The sequence below is a fragment of the Novosphingobium sp. BL-A-41-Hi4A-0G genome, from assembly GCF_055521735.1.
This window is the reverse complement of record NZ_CM145501.1, coordinates 291,730-312,435: the sequence shown is the minus strand read 5'-3', so window position 1 is coordinate 312,435 and position 20,706 is coordinate 291,730. Positions and strand designations below refer to the sequence as shown.

Below are 20,706 nucleotides of genomic sequence, written 5' to 3'. Positions count from 1 at the left end.
TTATGCAAAGCCTTCCGCCGCCACTTCACGCAGGAGTGCGACGAAGGCGGCTTGCGGCGCGGTCGGTCGCCAGCCCTCGCGCGTGGTGATGCCGATGGTCCGCGCGACCGGCGCGGGCGGCGGCAAGGTCGCCAGCACGCCAGCGTCCAGTTCCACCGCCAGCTGCGCCGGGGACAGCAGCGTCAGCGCGTCCGATCCGAGGAGCAACTGTCGCACGGTCAGCACCGATCCGCACTCGATCCCGACATGCGGCGGCTCTGCCCCGGCGGCGCGCATCATCCCTTCCCAGTAGTGCCTGAGCGGCGTGTCGCTGGCGGGAAGAATCCAAGGGTAGGACGCCAGCGCCGCACCATCCACGGCGCTCGAGAGCAACGGATGCCCGGCCCGCATCACCAGCGCGGGTTGATCCTCGAACACAGGCTCCTGCGCCAGATCGTCCAATGACGACGCCTCGCGCAAAGCCCCCAGCATCATATCCACTTCGCCATCGCGCAAGGGGCCGGACAGCTCGGCATGGCTCCCTTCGACCACGGCCACGTCCACTCCTGGATGCGCGGCGGCAAAGCGCAGGATCGTCTCGGGTAGCCAGCGCGCGCGGCTGAGCGGCATGGCGCCGACGACCACGCGCCCCGCCGCCTTGCCCTGCCACGCCGCCACTTCGGCAAGGCCAGAGCGCAGTTCCGCCATGGCAAGGCCGAACCCGCGTGCGCGGCGCTCTCCGGCAGGGGTCAGCGAGACCGAGCGCCCGCGCCGGTCCACCAGCCGCTGCCCCAGTGCGACCGAAAGATCCGCCACGGCGCGGTGCAGCGAGGCTGAGGACAGGCCCGTCGCCTCGGCCGCCACTGCATAGGAGCCTGCCCTTGCCAGAGCCAGAAAGGCCCGCACCTGCGTCCCCGTAACGCGCGGGGAGCCGACATGGGCAATCGCGGCTTCGGCGCGCGGGGCGAGCAGCAAGGCAGGTTCGGTCGGCGTCATTCCCGCAGGCCCGCGCTCGAACAATGCGCATCCGAGGTCCGCTTCCAGCCGTGCGATGGCTTGAGTGAGGGCGGGCTGCGTCAGGTTCACCGCCCGCGCTGCCCGAGTCACGCTGCCGTGGCGTACCGTGGCGGCAAAAGCGGCGATGTGGCGGATGTTGATCGCATGGAGTGCCATGCCTGCTCGCTTAGCATTTCCTTATGCCTCCTGCCAAACAATGCATTGGTCGCTCACGGCCCGCAGTTCCATGGAACGGCGCGAAGAGTTTCATTGGGAGCCGGAAATGTCGGGTATCGTCGTCCAGAACATCGAACGTGCCGATCCAGCCGTGATCGACGGCCTTGCCGCCTGTGGCGTTGCCACCGTCCACGAAGCGCAGGGCCGCACCGGCCTGCTCGCCTCCTACATACGCCCGATCTATCGCGGCGCGCGCATTGCGGGCTCGGCTGTCACCATCAGCGCCCCTCCGGGCGACAACTGGATGGTCCACGTTGCCATCGAACAGCTTCGGGCCGGAGACATTCTCCTGCTGGCCCCCACCTCCCCTTGCGAAGACGGCTACTTCGGCGATCTCCTCGCCACCAGCGCCCAGGCGCGGGGATGCCGGGGTCTGGTGATCGATGCGGGCGTGCGCGACGTGCGCGACCTCACCGAAATGAACTTCCCCGTCTGGTCCAAGGCGATCTACGCGCAAGGCACCGTCAAGAACACGCTGGGTTCAGTCAACGTCCCCGTCGTCTGCGCCAATGCGCTGGTGAACCCCGGTGACGTGATCGTGGCCGATGATGACGGTGTGTGTGTTGTTCCGCGCGAGAAGTCTGCCGAAGTGCTCAAGGCTGCGCAGGCGCGCGAAGCCAACGAAGGCGAAAAGCGCGAGAAGCTGGCCGCAGGCGTCCTCGGCCTCGACATGTACAAGATGCGCGAACGGCTGGAGAAGGAAGGCCTGAAGTATGTCTGACACGAGCGTCCGCTGCATGTGGATGCGGGGCGGAACGTCCAAGGGCGGCTACTTTCTAAAGGATGACCTGCCGACTGAGACCGCCGAACGTGACGCGTTCCTCCTCGCGATGATGGGCAGTCCCGATCCCGTGCAGATCGACGGGATGGGCGGCGCCGATCCGCTGACCAGCAAGGTCGCGGTCGTCTGCAAGTCCAGCCGCGAGGGCATCGATGTCGATTACCTGTTCCTGCAGGTCTTCGTCGATCAGGCCATCGTGACCGATGCGCAGAATTGCGGCAACATCCTTGCAGGCGTCGGGCCGTTTGCCATCGAGCGCGGGCTGGTGGCCGCGACCGGCGATGAGACCCGCGTTGCGATCTACATGGAGAACACCGGGCAAGTGGCCGTCGCTACGGTCAGCACGCCTGGTGGCAAGGTGACCTACAAGGGCGAGGCTAAGATTGACGGCGTCCCCGGCAGCCACGCCCCGGTTCCATTGGAGTTCCGCGACACCGCCGGATCATCGTGCGGCGCGCTTCTGCCGACGGGCAACGCGGTTGACGTGGTCAACGGCACTGCCGTCACCCTGATCGACAACGGCATGCCCTGCGTGGTGATGAAGGCCGAGGACCTCGGCATCACCGGCTACGAAGATCGCGACTGGCTCGACAGTGCGACTGACCTGAAGGCGAAGATCGAGGCGATCCGTCTGATCGTCGGCCCGATGATGAATCTGGGCGATGTGACGTCGAAGTCGGTCCCCAAGATGATGCTCGTCGCCCCGCCGAAGAACGGCGGCGCGGTGACCGTGCGCAGCTTCATCCCCCACCGCGCCCACGCCACGATCGGTGTGCTTGGCGCGGTGAGCGTGGCGACGGCGTGCCTCATCCCCGGCTCGCCCGCTGCCGAGGTCGCCTCGATTCCCGAAGGCCAACGCAAGCTGCTCTCGGTCGAACACCCGACCGGCGAGATGAGCTGCGTTCTGGAAGTGGACGACGCGGGCGATGTCCGCACTGCCGCGCTGCTGCGCACCGCGCGCAAGCTGATGGACGGGGTGGTGTTTGGGTGAATAGCCCTCTCCCCTTCAGGGGAGAGGGTTGGGAGAGGGGGCAAGCGCAAGATCCCCTCTCAACTTCGGCTAGTCAGCAAGCTGACAAGCCTGCGTATCTCTCCCCTGAAGGGGAGAGAGCAGGAAGGGAAAATCGCATGACCGACCAGAACCGTATCATCAGCTGGCACGCCAACCCGAGCAAGCCGCGTTATACCCCGCCCGCAGGCGCGGTGGACGCGCATTGCCACGTCTTTGGCCCGATGGCGCAGTTCCCGTTCAGCGCGAAGGCCAAGTACCTGCCGCAGGACGCCGGGCCGGACATGCTCTTCGCCCTGCGCGACCACTTGGGCTTTGACAGGAACGTGATCGTTCAGGCCAGCTGCCATGGCACCGACAACGCCGCCACACTCGATGCCATCGCCAAGAGCAACGGGCGCGCACGCGGCGTCGCGGTCGTAGATCCCGCGATCTCCGAAGCCGAGCTCCACGCCATGCACGACGGCGGCATTCGCGGTATCCGCTTCAACTTCCTCAAGCGCCTTGTCGATGATGCGCCCAAGGACAAGTTCCTCGAAGTGGCGCAGCGCCTGCCCAAGGGTTGGCACGTGGTGATCTATTTCGAGGCTGACATCCTTGAGGAACTGCGCCCGTTCATGGATGCCATCCCGGTGCCCCTCGTGATCGACCACATGGGCCGCCCGGACGTGCGTCAGGGACCTGAGGGGGCTGACATGAAGGCTTTCCGCAGTTTCCTGAACAGCCGCGAGGACATCTGGTTCAAGGCCACCTGCCCCGACCGCCTCGATGCGATCAAGGAAGGCGGCGCAGGCGATCCGTGGAACGCCTTTGCCGATGCGGTCGCGCCGCTCGTCGCCGATTATCAGGACCGCGTGCTGTGGGGCACCGACTGGCCGCACCCCAACATGGACACCGAGATCCCTGACGACGGCCACCTCGTCGACATGATCCCGCGCATTGCTCCAACCGAGGAATTGCAGCGCAAGCTGCTCATCGACAACCCGATGAAGCTCTACTGGGCCGACTGATCCGTGATATGGACTGGCGCATGACCCTGCGCCAGTCCGCCACCGAACTTGTCATCGCCACGCCCGGTCAGGGCCTGCACGAGATCACCCGCGAAATTGCCCGCTGGGTAGCAGAGCAGGCCATGACCACCGGCCTGCTCACCGCGTTCTGCCGCCACACATCGGCCTCGCTCACCATCCAGGAGAATGCTGCCCCCGAAGTACGCGGCGACATTGTCCGCTGGCTTGCCCGCCTTGCCCCCGAGAACGACGGCTATGCGCATGACGACGAAGGGCCGGACGACATGCCTGCGCACCTCAAGTCGATCCTCACGGGCGTCTCGCTATCGATTCCCCTGATCGGCGGGCAGCTTTCGCTCGGCACCTGGCAGGGCATCTACCTGTGCGAGCACCGCCGCGCCGCGCACCGCCGCCGCATCGCGCTCCACCTGCTGGGCGACTGAGCACAGAACTTCCGCGCGTTTACCACGAAAGCGCCGGGTTTCCGTGCGCTTGAGCCCCTAAGGCCAAAGCCGAGCGCAATCCTCATGCCCAAGTCGTTAACCGCCGTCTGCGCAGCATTACGGCCTACCGGCCTTACCTGACGTTCCGGATCAATCCCTACACCGGTCCCATGCCGACAGGCTTTTGAGGGACTGTGATGCTCAAGTTCAACATTACGACAAAGTTCGTTGTCGCTTTCTCGCTGCTCCTCGCGGCGACAGCGGCGATGGGGCTTTCCGCGATCAGCAAGATCGATGAAGTCAACGCGATAGCCGCCGAGCAGCGCGACGTCTGGATCCCCGGCTCCGAGACGCTCGGCGATATCCACGCCTTCACCTCGCAATACCGCCTCAAGCAGGACGAGATGTTCTCTGCCGCGACGCCCGATGCCATGGCGCGCAGCCAGAAGATGCTGCGCAATGCCCGCAGCGCCATCGACAGCAGCATTGCCGACTTCGAGAAGCTCACCCGCACACCCGAGCAGAAGAGCGCGCTCGCCGGAGTCAAGCAAGCGTGGTCGGCCATGCTTGCGCAGGACGAGACGCTGCAGACCATGGCCCTTGCAGGCGACGGGGCAGGCGCACAGTCACTCCATGACGCCGAAGGCCTTGACCTGTTCTACGCGCTCGAAGACGCGACCCTCACTGCCATCGACGCCAACAAGAAGGCGTCCGCTGCAGTGGCCGAAGAGGGCGCGAAGATCGCGACTGCTGCGCGCAACTTCACTTTCGCCGCAATGGGCCTTGCCCTGATGACCGCCGTGGTCTTGCTGTTCTGGCTGATGCGCACGATCGCCAGGCCGGTTGTAAGCATGGCCGATGCGGTGACCCGTCTCGTCGACGGTGACCACGCCGTCCACGTCCCCGGAACCACCCGCAGCGACGAACTCGGCCAGCTTGCCCGCGCGCTGGACAAGTTCCGCGACGTCTTCGCCTCGGATCTTGCACGTACCGAGACCGAGCAGGCCCGCGCCCGCGAAACTCAGGTCACCATCGACGCCATCGGCGATGGCCTGACCGCGCTCGCCGAAGGCAACCTCACATTCCGTGTCAAGGAGAACGGGTCGGGCGCGCTGGCCAAGCTGCACAGCGACTACAACGCGGCGGTCGGTTCGCTCGAACGCGTGCTGAGCAAGATCGTCGAAGGCTGCAACACGATCAAGCTTGGCACCGACGAAATCGCCAGCGCCTCCACCGACCTTGCCCTGCGCACCGAACAGCAGGCCACCTCGCTTGCCGAGACCTCGCGCACGCTCAGCGAGTTCACCACCTCGGTCAAGACCACTGCCGAGAATGCCAAGCAGACCAGCGCCCGCCTCTCGGTCGCACGCAGCACCGCAGACAGCGTCGGCGATACCGCCAACCGCGCCGTCGCCGCCATGCGCAGCATCGAGACCAGCTCGCGCGAGATGGCCGAGATCGTCGGCGTGATCGACGGCATCGCCTTCCAGACCAACCTCCTCGCCCTGAACGCAGGCGTCGAGGCCGCCCGCGCGGGCGATGCCGGCAAGGGTTTCGCCGTGGTCGCCACCGAAGTTCGCGCGCTGGCCCAGCGCTCGGCCGATGCCGCCAAGTCAATCCGCGACCTGATCGGCAAGAGCACCGAGGAAGTCAGCGGCGGCGTCGCCCTCGTCGAATCCAGCGGCGAGGCGCTGCGCCAGATCGTCACCGAAGTCAGCGCCGTGTCCGAACTGGTCAACGAGATTGCCGAGGCCGCCAGCCAGCAGGCCGCCGGCATTGCCGACATCTCGAACATGGTCGGCTCGATGGACAGCTTCACCCAGCAGAACGCGGCGATGGTCGAGGAAAGCTCGGCCGGCACGCGCAACCTCGCCGCCGAAACGCTCAGCCTCGTCGACCAGCTAGGCCGTTTCAGCCTCAGTTCTACAGGCGCCCGGCGTGCTGCGCCTGCCGGCATACCGGTCGCAATCACGCCCCGGACTGCACCTGCTCCAACCCAGGAACGCTCGCCATCGTCGCGCCCAGCCGCGTCCTCTGCCCCAGTCCGCGGCAACACCGCGCTCAAGGCCGAAGTCGACGACTGGTCGGAGTTCTGATCCCGCCTCCAAGTTCAAGACCCACCGAAAAACGCCAGACAAAGGACATGCCCCATGAAACTGATCGAAAGGATTGCCCTCGGCCTTGCGGCCTTCGCTACTGCCAGCGCTTCCATTCCCGCCGTGGCCCAATCGGCCGAATGGCAGAAGCAGGTCGCTCGCATCATCGCTTCGAAGCAGACCTACCCCCGCACCGCCCAGATGCGCGGCGAGGAAGGCACGGCCCGCGTGAAGGTCTACATCGGGGCGAGCGGCGCGGTCGAACGCACCGAGCTCGTCGCCCCCTCCGGCTCGGCCACGCTCGACAAGGAAGCGCTTGCCATGCCGACCCGCGCGGGCAGCGTCCCGCCCCCGCCCGGTGGCCCCGCCGCGATCATCGTGCCCGTCACCTGGAAGCTCCTGTGATCTCGGCGCTGCGCTGATGCCCTGATTCCCTCGCCTGCCGCTCCGCTCCCCTCAGGGCGGCAGACAACCTTGCCGGTCCATCCCTGCCGGCAAACGTCGGGGCGGTCCCAGCCAGGACCGCCCCCTTTTTCAATCGGTCGCGAAGGCCTACTTCACTATCTCGCCGCCCTTCATCACATGCGCCACGCTCTCCAGCACGGAGACGTCAGCCACCGGATCGCCCGCCACCGCGATCATGTCAGCGTAGTGCCCCGGAGACAGTGCGCCGACATCCTTGCTCCACCCGAGCAGGTCCGCCGCCACCGTCGTCGCAGACTGGATCGCCTGCATTGGCGTCATGCCGTAGCGCACCATGTATTTGAACTGCCGCGCGTTCAGCCCGTGGGGGAACACCCCGGCATCGGTCCCGTAGCTCAGCTTCACCCCCGCCTTCACGGCCTTGCGAAAGCCTATGCGCTGGGCCTCGGTGGTTTCGTCATTCTTGCGCAGCATGTCGGTGGGCCAGCCATCGCGCTTGCCGACTTCGGCGATGAAGTCCCCGTTGTAGATATCCATGTCGAGCCACACGCCCTTGGCCTTGGCCAGAGCAATCCCCTCGTCATCGATCAGGCTGGCGTGCTCGATCGCCTTCACGCCCGACTGGATCGCGAGCTTGATCCCCGCCGCGCCGTGGGCATGGGCCGTAACCCATGATCCGCGCTGGCGGGCGACGTTCACTGCAGCTTTCATCATCTCAGCCGAAAGCTCGATCTGACCGGGCTCGGTCCCCTGCGCCAGAACCGCGCCGGTCGCGATCAGCTTGATCGAATCCGCGCCGTTCTGGAACAGCACGTTGACCTTGCGCGTGGTATCGGCAGCATCCGTCACCACACCCGCGCGCATGTCCGCCGGAACGGTCACGTCGGGCGAGAACCCGGTCACCTCGCCGCCGCCGCCGGAGATCGTCACGTAAGCTCCCACGGCGCTCACCCGAGGCCCGGGGACATCGCCGCGATTGATCGCGTTGCGCAGTTCCACATCGGCATAGGCGCGGAACGAGCCGACATCATGCACCGAGGTAAATCCCGCCAGCAGCGTCTTCTTCGCGTTGCGCGCGCCGATGAATCCGATCTCCATCGCCGAATGCAGCAGCGGCTCGGCGACGTTTTTCGATTGTTCGACGTCGGCGAGATGGACGTGGCAGTCGATCAGGCCGGGCAGCACGGTAAACCCGGACCAGTCGACCACTTTCGCCCCTCTTGGCAAAGGCCCCTCGGCCTGCACCGAAACCACCCGCCCATCCTCGACCTTGAGAACCTGGGACATCAGCACCTGCCCCGCCTCAGGATCGACCAGCCGACCGGCGCGCACGTAGAGCGTCTCGGCATGAGCGGTGGCCGGAATCAGGGCGACGAGGGGGAGGAGATGGCGCAGCATGGGCGGAGATTACCGCGCGCCAGCCAAAGCGCAAACACAGCGCGTTAGAGCACTTTCCGATCGGAAAGTGCTCTAAAACTGCCCCGGCAAGAGCGGCTTCACCTTGCTGTCATCCTCGCAGGCCGTTTGAATCGCGGCGAACTGCGCTTTGCCAAGCGCCGGACGATAGGTCCTGTCGCGGCGGAAGGCGGCCCCGAACTCTTCTGCACGGCTTGCCGGGTCCGGATGGCTGTTAAGATAAGCGGCCATGGCATATTGCGCGGCAGGAGGCTGATCGACCGGCCCCGTGAAGAAACCTGCGGTCGGCACTGGTGAGACATTGGCTTGCGCCAAACTCGCCCGTGCCCAGACATCGGCTTCGGATTCGGCTTCGCGCGAATAGCTCAGCGACGTCATCCGTCCCAGCGTGTTGGTCACGCCAGACTTGAAGCCGCTCAACACCATCGAGATGCCGAACTCGCGAAGCATAGCCTGCATGACATGGCGTTCGCGGACATGGCCGATTTCATGGCCGATCACGCCCGCCAGCGTGTCGGGAGAATCGATATGCTTGAGCAGCCCGTCGAACACCAGCACCCGCCCCCCGGGCAGCGCGACGGCATTGATCATATCGAGCTTGATGATCTCCACCCGGACAGGCGGCAGGCTGCCGTCCTTGTTCTGGTAGTCCAGCATGGCCGAGAGCTTGGCCAGAGCCGCATCGCTTGCAGGCGTGTGGCAGGTGTTTGCAGAGAGATCTTCCAGATTGTCATCACTCATCCCGGCTTCCCACGAAATGGGGACCCGGCGACCGAGCCAGCTTGGCGTGTTGATAGCGACAAAGGCCACCATGCTGCTGACAGCGGCAAAGCAGACCAGCGATTTGCCAAAGCCGAACCGGTCAATCCAGCGGCCGAACCGTGGCCGCTGCGGCAACCGCGCTACCAGATCCGCGGGCGCATCGCGGTCAAGCCGCAACCGCCAACCCGGCTCGTCAGTGCGCCCAAGCAGGATCGCCTCGGGCAGCAGATCGATCCAGGTCAGTCCACTCCAGGCGATGGTCTCGGCAATCTCGTCTCCCGCAACGGACAGCCCAGCTGGCCCCCAAGTCACCCGCACCGGGTGGCGCATCGCGGTCACGCCATCGTTCAGGTCTGCTTGGACGGCGTCTTCGATCACAGGCAGATCGCTCATCACAGTGCCCCCATATCGAACACATCGAGAAGACCTTCGCCTCGTCCCGGCGCGGGCGTGTCGGACTGCGTGACAGCCTCGAAGTTTATCCGCCCATCGGTCTGCAGATTGCGCAGATAGAATCTCCAGTGCCGGTAGCTGAGGAACACCGAACCCAGCCCCAAGGTGAACACGACAAGCAGAAAGTCGACGATGTAAAGCTCCATCCAGTCGGTGGCGTCCGCGTTGAAACCGAAATTGATGTCACCCAGCGAGGTACTGCGGACCATCTGCCTGAAGAAGCTGGCGTAGTAGGCCAGCATGATCAACGAATAGAGGAAGATGAAGCCGAAAACGGCCGGCAACCGGATCAGCACCCACTCGACCGGCGTGCGGGGCTCGATCCCGAAGAAGGTGACAATCATGCCCGACCAGATGATCAGCGCGATGAGACCGATCGCGACAATCGGTGCCACATAACACCACAGAAACGGGAGCTTGAGCCCGCGCACCCGGCCACGCGCAGCAAAGGTCCAGGGACCGAAGCTCATGGCGTTCCAGCGCTGGTTCCACAGGCTGACCATGGCCCAAGGCATCAGTGCCCCAAGCGGAAGCATGCCGACGAAATTCTTCCATGCATAAGCAAGGCCGAACCCGATGCCCTGATCGTGGCTGCCGCCACGGATGCCCCTCCAGCTCGTGCGCGACAGACGGTAGCGCAAGCCGCGAAACACGGCGATGCCGGTGAGGATGTAAAACCCGGTCAGGACCAGTACGGACAACACTTGTCCGAAAACGGTATATCCGTGAACAAGCAACTGGCGGATGATCAGGTTTGCCAGTCCAAGCGGCACCAGCACCAGCACGAGCGCCACCATGGCACTGCGGAACAGTTCCAGACCGGTCCCGGACCATTCCAGCCGGTCTCCCATGAACACCGTTCGTGACCAGAGATAGCGGCGAACCCTGGTGGTGGCCCAAAACCTGTAGATGCCAAGTGTGGCAATCGTCAGGATCAGGTTGGGCAAGGCGATCGCGGCAAACTCGCGCCAATTGCCGTCGAACTCGAAATCGCCGACGTACTCGTCCCGGTCAGTCTGCATTGTACCGATTGGCCCCCACGGATATTGTCAACACAACACCCAAGCAGATCAGTAAATACCAAGTCGCATCGAGGCAAGTGCCACAATAGATTCGTCCTGCTTATCGATTTTTTGGTGTTTCTTCAAAGTAGAACAATGTGCAAAAGGCGCACATGATGCCGCAAAGCACGGCGCAGAACCTTTGAGCGACGCTGCGGATGCGGAACCGTACCGGTCGCGCGATATGTGACTTTCCGATCGGCGTTACGATCCGCGTTCGCAAGCGGATGGCTATCCGTATCGCGTGTCCGCGATGCCCACCCCCAGCCCCTCCCGCCTGCGGGAGGGGGGATGAAACGGCAGCGCTATAACCAGCCCTCCCCCTTCGACATGCTCAGGGAGGGCCGCGAGACTTGCTGAACGCAGTGAAGTCAATCGCGTCACCCCGACGCAAACCTCAACAGAAAAGGGGCTGCCGGAGCAGCCCCTTCCTTGATCACTCCACGACGAAGCGCGTTATTCGACGATGAAACTCAGGGCCCCGTCGCCTTCGTCGATCCGCACGGTCGAGCCATCCGGCACCTCGCCGCCGAGCAGCTTCTCGGCCAGCGGGTCCTGGAGGTAGCGCTGCACCGCCCGCTTCAATGGACGCGCGCCATAGACCGGGTCGTAGCCCACCCGCCCGAGCCAACGTTTCGCCGCGTCGGTCAGGTCGAGCACGATCTTGCGATCCTTGAGCAGCTTGGCCACCCGGCCGACCTGGATATCCACGATCGGCGCCATGTGCTCCTGGCCCAGCCGGTGGAACAGGATGATCTCGTCCAGACGGTTGAGGAACTCGGGCCGGAAGTGGCCGCGCACGATGTCCATCACCTGCGGCTCGACCGAGGCAACGTCCTGTCCCTCTTCCAGATTGGCGAGGTACTGGCTGCCGAGGTTGCTGGTCAGGATGATCAGCGTGTTGGTGAAGTCCACCACGCGGCCCTGCCCGTCGGTCAGGCGGCCATCATCCAGCACCTGCAGCAGCACGTTGAACACGTCGCCGTGGGCCTTCTCGACCTCGTCGAACAGCACGACCTGATAGGGCCGCCTGCGGACCGCTTCGGTCAGCACACCGCCTTCGTCATAGCCGACATAGCCCGGAGGCGCGCCGATCAGGCGGCTGACGGAGTGCTTCTCCATGAACTCGCTCATGTCGATGCGCACCATCGCGCTGTCGTCGTCGAACAGGAAACCGGCGAGCGCCTTGGTCAGCTCGGTCTTGCCCACGCCCGTGGGGCCGAGGAACAGGAAGCTGCCGAGCGGACGGTTCGGGTCCTGCAAACCGGCCCGCGCACGGCGGACGGCCTTGGACACGGCAAGCACCGCGTCCTTCTGCCCGATCACGCGCTTGCCGATGACCTCTTCCATCTTGAGCAGCTTCTCGCGCTCGCCTTCCATCATGCGGTCGACGGGCACGCCGGTCCACTTGCTGACGACGGCGGCGATATCATCGGCGGTCACTTCCTCGCGCAGCATCGCGTTCTGCGAAACGCCCAGCGCTTCGGCCAGCTGCTTCTCAAGCTCGGGGATGCGGCCGTAGGCAAGCTCCCCGGCCTTCGCCAGATCGCCATTCCTCTGTGCCACGTCGAGTTCGCTGCGCGCGGCATCGAGCGCTTCCTTGATCTTGCCCTCGGCGGCAATCTTGTCGCGTTCGTTCTGCCAGCGGGTGGTGAGTTCGGCCGATTGCTGCTCGTGGTTCGCCAGCTCCTCACGCAGAGTTGCAAGGCGATCCTTCGAGGCCTGGTCGGTCTCCTTCGAAAGCGCCATCTCCTCGATCTTCATCTGGATGATGCGGCGGTCGAGCTTCTCGATCTCCTCGGGCTTGCTTTCCACTTCCATGCGGATGCGGCTCGCGGCCTCGTCCATCAGGTCGATGGCCTTGTCGGGCAGGAAGCGGTCGGAGATGTAGCGGTTCGACAGCGTCGCCGCCGCGACGATCGCATTGTCGGCAATGCGAACGCCGTGGTGCAGCTCGTACTTGTCCTTGATGCCGCGCAGGATCGAGATCGTGTCCTCGACGGTCGGCTCGCCCACGAACACCGGCTGGAACCGCCGCTGCAGCGCGGGGTCCTTCTCGACGTACTTCTGGTATTCGTCGAGCGTGGTCGCGCCGATGCAGTGCAGTTCGCCGCGGGCCAGCGCGGGCTTCAGGAGGTTGCCCGCGTCCATCGCGCCCTCGCTCTTGCCCGCCCCGATCAGGGTGTGCATCTCGTCGATGAACAGGATGATCTCGCCCTCGGCGCCCTTGACCTCGTCGAGCACGGCCTTGAGCCGCTCCTCGAACTCGCCGCGATACTTCGCGCCCGCGATCAGGCTGCCCATGTCGAGCGCCATCAACCGGCGGTCCTTCAAGGAATCTGGCACGTCGCCATTGGCGATGCGCAGCGCGAGGCCCTCGGCAATCGCGGTCTTGCCGACGCCCGGTTCGCCGATCAACGCCGGGTTGTTCTTGGTGCGGCGGGCGAGGATCTGCACGGTGCGGCGGATTTCCTCGTCGCGGCCGATCACCGGATCGAGCTTGCCCTCGCGCGCAGCCTCGGTCAGGTCGCGAGCGTACTTACGCATCGCGTCATAGGCGTTTTCGGCGCTGGCGCTGTCGGCCGTACGCCCGCCACGCAGCGCGGTGATCGCCGCTTCGAGACCTTGCGCGGTCACGTTGGCCGCCTTGAGCGCCTGGCCCGCAGAGGTCGTGCTCGCCAGTGCCAGCGCGACGAGCATGCGCTCGACGGTGACGAAGCTGTCGTTCGACTTGGCGGCAATCTGTTCAGCAGAGTCCAGCACGCGCACGGCATCGTTGTCGAGCCCCGGCGTCTGTTGCGCGCCAGAGCCCGAGACGGCGGCGATCTTCGCCAGCGCCTTGTCGACTTCGGTCTGGGCCAGAGCGGCATTGCCGCCCGCGCGCTGGATGAGCCCGCTGGCCATGCCTTCGCTGTCTTCCAGCAGGGCCTTCAGGATGTGGTCCGGCGTGATCCGCTGATGGTTCATGCGGATCGCAACGGTCTGCGCGGCTTGCAGGAAGCCCTTGGCGCGGTCGGTGAATTTTTCGAGGTTCATGGTGTTGAACATCCTCCTGTTGCGCAGAACATGGTGTGGCTTTTACGCAACACAAGGGCTGCGCCGACGAAAAACCTACACCCCTCGATGGGGGTCGGTCCTTGATGGAGCGCAATAGGAGTTCACGCAGAGACGCGGAGAAGAAGGAGAGGCGCGGAGAAGGAAAGAGGTTGAAGGCGGCTGCGCCGCAGGCTTTCTCTTTGAACTTCTCCGCGTCTCCCTTTCTCCTCCGCGTCTCTGCGTGAAACAGAAATAGATCTACTTCCCCGGATCAGCCGCCTTCGCCGCGCCCGGCGCGAATTCCTTGCCGAAGAAGCTGCTTGCGTACCACTTGGGACGCTCGGCCCCGTTGGCGAGGCCCATCACGGTGTAGTAGTTGACCTTGGCGAAAAGCGCGCCCGCATCCCAGTTGAACGGGAGCTTCAGGTCGTCGCTCGGCTGGTGGTAGTTGTCCTTGAGGAAGCCGCGGAACGCCTTCTCCCCCGGCCCTTCGAAGCCCGTCATCATGAACACGGCGGGCACGCCCTGCTGGACGAAGCGGTAGTGGTCGGAGCGCGTGAACAGCCCCTCTTCCGGCATCGGATCGGGCGAGAGCTTGATCCCGGCCTTGGTCGCCGCCTCGGCAACGACCTTGCCCATCGTCGAGTTCTCCGCACCGAACGCCACGACATCGGAGAACATGTAGGTCAGCACCGGCATGTCGAAGTTGACGAGGCCGACGACCTCACCTTTCACGACAGGATTGCGCGCCAGATAGTCCGAGCCGATCAGCCCGCCTTCCTCGCCGGTCAGCGCGGCGAACATCACCGAGCGGCGGGGCTTTTCTTTGGCAACGGCCTTGGCGACCTCCAGCATCGTCGCCACGCCCGAGGCATTGTCCATCGCGCCGTTGTGCAGGGTGTCCTCGCCTTTCCCATGTACACCTATGTGATCGAGGTGGGCGGTCATGCCGATGAACTCGCCTGCAACCGCAGGGTCGCTCCCCGGCAACATGGCAACCACGTTCTCGCTCACCACGTCTTTCCAAGTCTGCGCATAGGACAGGCTGGCGCGGGCCTTCATGGCAAAGCCCTTTGGCTTGCCGCCAGTCTTGTTGGCTTCGGCAAGGATTTTGGCCAGCGGCTTGCCCGCACCGGCGAACAGGGGCGCTGCGGCATCCGGGTTGAGCGTCGCGCCACCCTTGATCCCGGGCGTGCGGGTGAAGGCCTTGCCGTCGGCGCCGACCCAGCCCTTGGCGGGACCGTCGGAGATCGCCACGCGCTTGTCCCAGGGACGACGGGCGGTGTCCTCGGTGGTCGGCACGCTGATCACGCCGATCGCCCCGCGCTTCATCGCCATCATCGCCTTGTCGGAATTGAGATGCGCGCCAAGCTCGCTCGGCGTGCCCTTGGGAAAGCCGGTCAGCACGACGACGATCTTGCCCCTCATGTCGAGGCCCTTGTAATCGTCGAAGCCGAGGTCAGGCCGGTCGAAGCCAAAGCCTGCGAAGACCAGCGGGGCTTCGAACGCCACCTTGGCGTCGGTCAGGCTTGGCCGTACCAGCACCTGTGCAGTGTCCGAAAGGACAGTCTCCTTGCCGCCATAGGTCAGCGTGAGCTTGGGCGCGCCGTCAAGTCGCGCCTCGCGCACGGTCAGTTTCTGGAAAAATGAACCGTCTGGCCCAGCAGGCTTGAGGCCCATCGCGATGAACTGCGCAGCGACATAGTTCGCCGCGATGTCATAGCCCTTCGACCCGGTATCGCGACCTTCCAGCAGATCGTCGGCAAGAAACGTGACATGCGCCCGCACCGCCTGGGAATCGAAAACCGGCTCCTCGGCCAGCGCGGGGACGGCAGTCGAGGCGAGCAGCATGGCGGAAAGGAGCAGCTTGACGTTCATCGGTCTCTCTTTGTCGTTCGTCGAAAGGGATCGAGTGGCACCTGCCCATTGGACACGCCCCACTTGCGCGCGCGATCATGGGCACTAGAAAGTTTCCGATCAAACCAATTCTGGACAGGTCGGCCCAGCTTTCATTCAGGCACGACCTGATCTTCGACGTCGCAACTTCAGAGCAGCTTGCCCAAGGCCGCTGCCACTTTCACAGGACACCCATGCAGCACAAACTTTCTGCCAGCCTGCTCGCTCTTGCGGCCTCCACTGCCCTTGCCGCCCCCGCTTTCGCGCAGGACATGAAACCGGCTCCGCTGTCCGACCTCGTCGCCAAGGTCCAGATTCCCTACGAGAGCTTCAAGCTCGACAACGGCCTGACCGTGCTGATCAACACCGACCGCAAGGCTCCGGTGGTCGCAGTCTCGGTCTGGTATGGCGTGGGGTCGAAGAATGAGCCCAAGGGCAAGACCGGCTTTGCCCACCTGTTCGAACACCTGATGTTCAACGGCACCGAGAACGTGCCGGGCGATTTCTTCACCCCGTTGCAGCAGGTCGGCGCGACCGACGTTAACGGCACCACCTGGTTCGATCGCACCAACTACTTCGAGACCGTGCCCACCGCCGCGCTCGACATGGTGCTGATGATGGAATCGGACCGCATGGGCCACCTGCTTGGCGCGGTCACCCAGAAGGTACTCGATAACCAGCGCGCCGTTGTCCAGAACGAGAAGCGCCAGGGCGACAACAACCCCTTCGGCATCGTCGAGTACGAGCAGCTCGAAAACCTCTATCCCTCGGGCCACCCCTACCACCACTCGACCATCGGCTCGATGGCCGACCTCGATTCGGCCAGCCTTGATGACGTGAAGGGCTGGTTCACCGATCACTACGGCCCCAACAACGCGGTACTGGTCCTGTCGGGTGACATCGACGCGGCGACCGCGAAGGAAAAGGTCGGCAAGTGGTTCGGCGACATCAAGCCGGGTCCGCAGGTCAAGCCGGTCAGTGCGCCGGTGCCGACCTTGCCCGCCACCGTTTCGAAGACGATCAAGGACCAGGTTGCGACCACGCGAATCTACCGCATGTGGGCGGTGCCGGGTCTCGACAATCCCGATTACCTGCCGCTCGATCTTGCCGCTTCCGTGCTTGGAGGCCTGTCCTCTTCGCGCCTCGACGATGCGCTGGTGCGCCAGCAGAAGGTTGCAGTCTCGGTTTCCGCCGATGCCGAGATCTTCGCGCAGGCCGCGCAGTTCGTGATCAAGGCCGATGTCACGCCGGGGCAGGACCCCGCAAAGGTCGCCGCCGCGCTGGACGCTGAGATCGCCAGGTTCATCAAGGAAGGCCCGACGCAGGACGAACTGTTGCGCGCTGCAACCTCTGCCACAGCCAATCAGATCCGCGGGCTCGAGCGCACCGGCGGCTTCTCGGGCAAGGCGCCAACGCTGGCCGAGGGCCTGCTCTACAGCGGCACCCCGAACCACTACCGCGAGGCGCTTGACCGCACCGCCAAGATGACCCCGGCCGAGGTCAAGGCCGCGCTGGGCAAGTGGCTAACCCGCCCCGCCTTCGCACTTGCGGTCGAACCCGGCCAACGCACAGAAGGCGGCGAGGCGCGCGGCGGGTTCTACACCGACGAAGCCACCGGCATGCGCCCGGCCTACTTCCGCGATCCCGACATGCCCGCCAAGGGTGCGCCGGTCTCGCAGGTCTCGGGCGCTGACCGCTCGAAGCTCCCCGCTGTCGGCCAGCTGGCCCCGCTCGACTTCCCATCAATTCAGCGCGCCACGCTCAAGAACGGCATTCCGGTCTATTTCGCCAAGCGCTCGGAAGTGCCGACCGTTTCGGTCCGCGTCAGCTTCGATGCGGGCTATGCCGCCGATCCCAAGTCGGCGCTCGGAACCGAATCGCTGTTGCTCAGCCTGATGGACGAAGGCACCGACAAGCTCTCCGGCTCGGACTTTGCCCGCGAACGCGAACGTCTCGGTGCCAACATCTCGCTCTCGGCGACAAGCGACCTGACCTCGTTCCAGGTCGATGCGCTCTCGCCCAACCTCGGCGCTTCGCTCGGCCTGCTGGCAGACGTGGTTCGCCGCCCCGCGCTCAACCCCACAGATATCGAGCGCGTGCGCACCCAGCAGCTGACCGCGATCTCAGCCGAGATGAAGAACCCGCAGGCGCTCGCCGCCCGCGTGCTCGTGCCCACGCTCTACGGCAGCCACCCCTATGCCTTCCCGTCGAGCGGCCTCGGCGATGCAGAAGTGGTGAAGAAGCTGACGCGCGAGGACCTGCTCGCCTTCCACGCCCGCTGGTTCCGCCCGGACACCGCGCGCATCTTCGTGGTGGGTGACACCACGCTCGACGCCGTGGTCAAGATGCTCGACGACAGCTTCGGCAACTGGCCCTCGAACCGCATGGCGCGGCCGGTGAAGGACTTCTCCGTCGCGGTCCCGGTGCAGAAAGCCCGCGTGATCCTCGTCGACCGTCCCGGCTCGCCGCAGTCATTCATCATGGCCGGCAAGGTGATCGACGCGAAGGGCACCGATGACAGCGTGGCGCTTGGCGTTGCCAACGATATCCTCGGTGGCAACTTCCTCGGCCGCATCAACATGAACCTGCGCGAGGCCAAGGGCTGGACCTATGGTGCCTACAACGGCGTCAGCGAACCGCTCGACAAAGTCCGCTTCCAGGTGATCGCGCCGGTCCAGACCGACCGCACCGGGGACTCGCTTGTCGAGATCAAGCGCGAAATCGACGAGTACGTCACGACCAAGGGCGTCACCGCCGAAGAGCTCGACTGGTCGACCAAGGGCAGCGCGCGCGAACTGCCTGGCGCCTTCGAGACCAGCGCCGCCGTGCTCGATGGCCTCGCCAAGATCGTCAACTACAAGCGCCCGGACGACTACTACGAAACGCTCTCCGCCCGTTACGGCAAGATGACTGCGGCGGATGTGGACAAGGCGTTCCGTTCGAAGATCAACAGCGACGGCATGGTCTGGGTCGTCGTCGGCGATGCGGCCAAGGTGAAGCCGCAGCTCGAAAAGTTCGGCCTGCCGATCGAGGAAATGGCCGCGCCGAAGTAAGGCTGCAGCAGCAATGGCTAGGGGGGCGTGCCACAAGCGCGCCCCCTTTTTCGTGCTGCGAGCCGGTGCAACGCTTCGTAGCGGCGGCCGCCTTGCTATTGACACGTTTGTAGATAAACTCCCAATCAGCACACCAGAACGGGAGAGCACCGATGTCCGTTGCCGGCACCTACAATTGCGTGACGCGTACCCCTATGGGCGACCAGACCAGCACCTTCACCGTCAATGTCGACGGCGACAGCTTCACCGGAACCAACTCAGGCCAGATGGGCTCGATGGATGTCGAGAACGGCAAGGTCGATGGCAATACCCTGACATGGCAGATGAAGATGACCGTGCCGATGCCGATGACGCTCGATTGCACGGCGACCGTCGACGGCGACAAGCTCGACGGCAAGGTGACGGCAGGCATGTTCGGCACGTTCCCGATGGAGGGCACGCGGACCTGACCCGCTGGCAGCAGACGCCAACGAAAAAGGGGAAGACCGCAAGGCCTTCCCCTTTTTCATGCGCTGAACGCTGCTGCGTTCAGACGAGCTTCTTCTTCAGCAGTTCGTTGACCATGCCGGGGTTGGCCTTGCCCTGCATCGCCTTCATCGTCTGACCGACGAAGAAGCCGAACAGAGCTTCCTTGCCGGCCTTGTACTGCTCGACCTTGTCGGCGTTTGCGGCGAGGATGGCGTCGATGGCAGATTCGATGGCGCCGGTGTCGGAGGTCTGCTTCAGGCCTTCGCGCTCAACGATTGCGGCGGCGCCGTCGCCGGTTTCGAGCATCTTTTCCAGCACCTGCTTGGCGATGGAGCCGGAGATCGTGCCGTCGGCGATGAGGGCGAGGAGTTCGGCGCCTGCTGCCGGGGTGACGGGCGAGGTTTCAAGGTTCGCGCCGAGCTTGTTGAGCGCGCCGAACAGTTCGGAAATCAGCCAGTTGGCCGCCTGCTTGGCGACATCGGCCTCGCTCTTCTTCGCCTTGGCGGCGGTTTCGGCCAGCAGCACTTCGAACCAGCGCGCGGTTTCCACGTCCGCCGTCAGCACGCCTGCGTTGTAGGCCGAGAGGCCGAGCGCGGTCTCGTAGCGGTGGCGCTTGGCGTCGGGCAGTTCGGGCAGGCTCGCGCGGCATTCTTCGAGGAACGCGTCGTCGAGTTCGAGCGGCAGCAGGTCGGGGTCCGGGAAGTAGCGGTAATCGTGCGCGTCTTCCTTCGAGCGCATCGAGCGGGTCTCGTTGCGATCGGGATCGTAGAGGCGCGTTTCCTGCACCACCGTGCCGCCGTCCTCGATCAGGGCGACCTGGCGCTTGGCTTCCTGCTCGACCACGGCCATCACGAACCGGACCGAGTTGACGTTCTTGGTCTCGGTGCGAGTACCGAAGGGTTCTCCGGGGCGGCGGACCGAGACGTTGACGTCGGCGCGCATCGAGCCCTGGTCCATGTTGCCATCGCACGAGCCGACATAGCGCAGGATCGTCCGCAGCTTCGACAGGTACGCGCCTGCCTCGGCCGGAGAGCGCATATCCGGGCGGCTGACGATTTCCATCAGCGCCACGCCCGAGCGGTTCAGGTCGACATAGGACATCGTCGGGTGCTGATCGTGCATCAGCTTGCCGGCGTCCTGCTCGACGTGGATGCGCTCGATCCCGATGGTCTTGAGGCTTTCGGGGTTCTTGTCGTCAAGCTGGATCTCGATCGAACCCTCGCCCACGATGGGGTGATAGAGCTGGCTGATCTGGTAGCCCTGCGGCAAATCGGCATAGAAATAGTTCTTGCGATCGAACCGCGACCACTTGTTGATCTGCGCGCCCACCGCCATGCCGGTGCGCACCGCCTGGCGGATGCACTCCATGTTCGGCACCGGCAGCATCCCCGGCATCGCCGCATCGACGAGGCTGACCTGCGTGTTGGGCTCAGCGCCGAACGCGGTGGCCGCGCCCGAAAACAGCTTGGCGTTGGAAGTGACCTGCGCGTGGACTTCGAGGCCGATCACGACCTCCCATTCGCCGGTTGCGCCCTGGATACGATATTCGCTCATGATCCGCCCGATAAGGTGTGAGGGATGGGTTGG

At 64.7% G+C, this 20,706-nt stretch carries 15 protein-coding genes; 8 read left to right on the top strand and 7 right to left on the bottom strand.

Going from position 1 to position 20,706, the window contains the following annotated elements; all coding sequences use genetic code 11:
* Positions 1-1,152, bottom strand: a complete 1,152-nt coding sequence (gene ligR / locus ACZ1JX_RS01630; RefSeq protein WP_465125094.1) for an aromatic metabolism transcription factor LigR — start codon at positions 1,150-1,152, stop codon at positions 1-3.
* A 106-nt stretch (positions 1,153-1,258) separates the two neighbouring features.
* Between ligR and ligK the strand changes: the two genes are divergently transcribed.
* The 6 genes from ligK to ACZ1JX_RS01600 all read left to right on the top strand — a co-directional run bounded on the left by ligK (position 1,259) and on the right by ACZ1JX_RS01600 (position 6,956).
* Positions 1,259-1,933, top strand: a complete 675-nt coding sequence (gene ligK / locus ACZ1JX_RS01625) for a 4-carboxy-4-hydroxy-2-oxoadipate aldolase/oxaloacetate decarboxylase (protein ID WP_465125093.1) — start codon at positions 1,259-1,261, stop codon at positions 1,931-1,933.
* The gene (locus ACZ1JX_RS01620; RefSeq protein WP_465125092.1) at positions 1,926-2,984 is read left to right on the top strand and encodes a 4-oxalomesaconate tautomerase; all 1,059 of its coding nucleotides are present in this window, start codon (positions 1,926-1,928) and stop codon (positions 2,982-2,984) included. The genes ligK and ACZ1JX_RS01620 overlap by 8 nt, the downstream gene beginning before the upstream one ends.
* Before the next feature lie 137 nt (positions 2,985-3,121).
* Complete coding sequence (locus tag ACZ1JX_RS01615; protein WP_465125091.1) at positions 3,122-4,012, top strand: amidohydrolase family protein; 891 nt, start codon at positions 3,122-3,124, stop codon at positions 4,010-4,012.
* 20 nt (positions 4,013-4,032) lie between these two features.
* Positions 4,033-4,455, top strand: a complete 423-nt coding sequence (locus ACZ1JX_RS01610; protein WP_465125090.1) for a secondary thiamine-phosphate synthase enzyme YjbQ — start codon at positions 4,033-4,035, stop codon at positions 4,453-4,455.
* A 197-nt stretch (positions 4,456-4,652) separates the two neighbouring features.
* A complete protein-coding gene (locus ACZ1JX_RS01605; RefSeq protein ID WP_465125089.1) occupies positions 4,653-6,551 on the top strand; it encodes a methyl-accepting chemotaxis protein in 1,899 nt (632 codons plus the stop codon).
* Positions 6,552-6,605: 54 nt separating this feature from the next.
* Positions 6,606-6,956 carry a TonB family protein gene (locus ACZ1JX_RS01600; RefSeq protein ID WP_465125088.1) on the top strand — a complete coding sequence of 117 codons (351 nt, stop codon included), beginning with the start codon at positions 6,606-6,608 and terminating at the stop codon, positions 6,954-6,956.
* Positions 6,957-7,103: 147 nt separating this feature from the next.
* On the opposite strand, the gene ACZ1JX_RS01595 is transcribed toward ACZ1JX_RS01600, so the two are convergent.
* The 5 genes from ACZ1JX_RS01595 to ACZ1JX_RS01575 form a co-directional block, all read right to left on the bottom strand.
* On the bottom strand, positions 7,104-8,372 hold the full coding sequence (locus tag ACZ1JX_RS01595) for a Xaa-Pro dipeptidase (RefSeq protein ID WP_465125087.1): 1,269 nt from the start codon (positions 8,370-8,372) through the stop codon (positions 7,104-7,106).
* A 72-nt stretch (positions 8,373-8,444) separates the two neighbouring features.
* On the bottom strand, positions 8,445-9,047 hold the full coding sequence (locus ACZ1JX_RS01590) for a M48 family metallopeptidase (RefSeq protein ID WP_465126332.1): 603 nt from the start codon (positions 9,045-9,047) through the stop codon (positions 8,445-8,447).
* A gap of 497 nt (positions 9,048-9,544) precedes the next feature.
* Entirely contained in the window at positions 9,545-10,627 is a 1,083-nt protein-coding gene (locus ACZ1JX_RS01585) for a YjgN family protein (RefSeq protein WP_465125086.1), read from the bottom strand.
* Between the two features lie 495 nt (positions 10,628-11,122).
* The gene (clpB, locus tag ACZ1JX_RS01580; RefSeq protein WP_465125085.1) at positions 11,123-13,702 is read right to left on the bottom strand and encodes an ATP-dependent chaperone ClpB; all 2,580 of its coding nucleotides are present in this window, start codon (positions 13,700-13,702) and stop codon (positions 11,123-11,125) included.
* 258 nt (positions 13,703-13,960) lie between these two features.
* Positions 13,961-15,580: a M28 family metallopeptidase gene (locus tag ACZ1JX_RS01575; protein ID WP_465125084.1), complete on the bottom strand. Its 1,620-nt coding sequence runs from the start codon at positions 15,578-15,580 to the stop codon at positions 13,961-13,963.
* A gap of 212 nt (positions 15,581-15,792) precedes the next feature.
* On the opposite strand from ACZ1JX_RS01575, the gene ACZ1JX_RS01570 reads away from it, so the two are divergent.
* Positions 15,793-18,651, top strand: coding sequence for a M16 family metallopeptidase (locus ACZ1JX_RS01570; RefSeq protein WP_465125083.1), 2,859 nt, complete (start codon positions 15,793-15,795; stop codon positions 18,649-18,651).
* A 152-nt stretch (positions 18,652-18,803) separates the two neighbouring features.
* The gene (locus ACZ1JX_RS01565; protein WP_465125082.1) at positions 18,804-19,100 is read left to right on the top strand and encodes a hypothetical protein; all 297 of its coding nucleotides are present in this window, start codon (positions 18,804-18,806) and stop codon (positions 19,098-19,100) included.
* A 79-nt stretch (positions 19,101-19,179) separates the two neighbouring features.
* On the opposite strand, the gene gatB is transcribed toward ACZ1JX_RS01565, so the two are convergent.
* Positions 19,180-20,673: an Asp-tRNA(Asn)/Glu-tRNA(Gln) amidotransferase subunit GatB gene (gatB, locus tag ACZ1JX_RS01560; RefSeq protein WP_465125081.1), complete on the bottom strand. Its 1,494-nt coding sequence runs from the start codon at positions 20,671-20,673 to the stop codon at positions 19,180-19,182.
* Positions 20,674-20,706 lie beyond the last annotated feature (33 nt).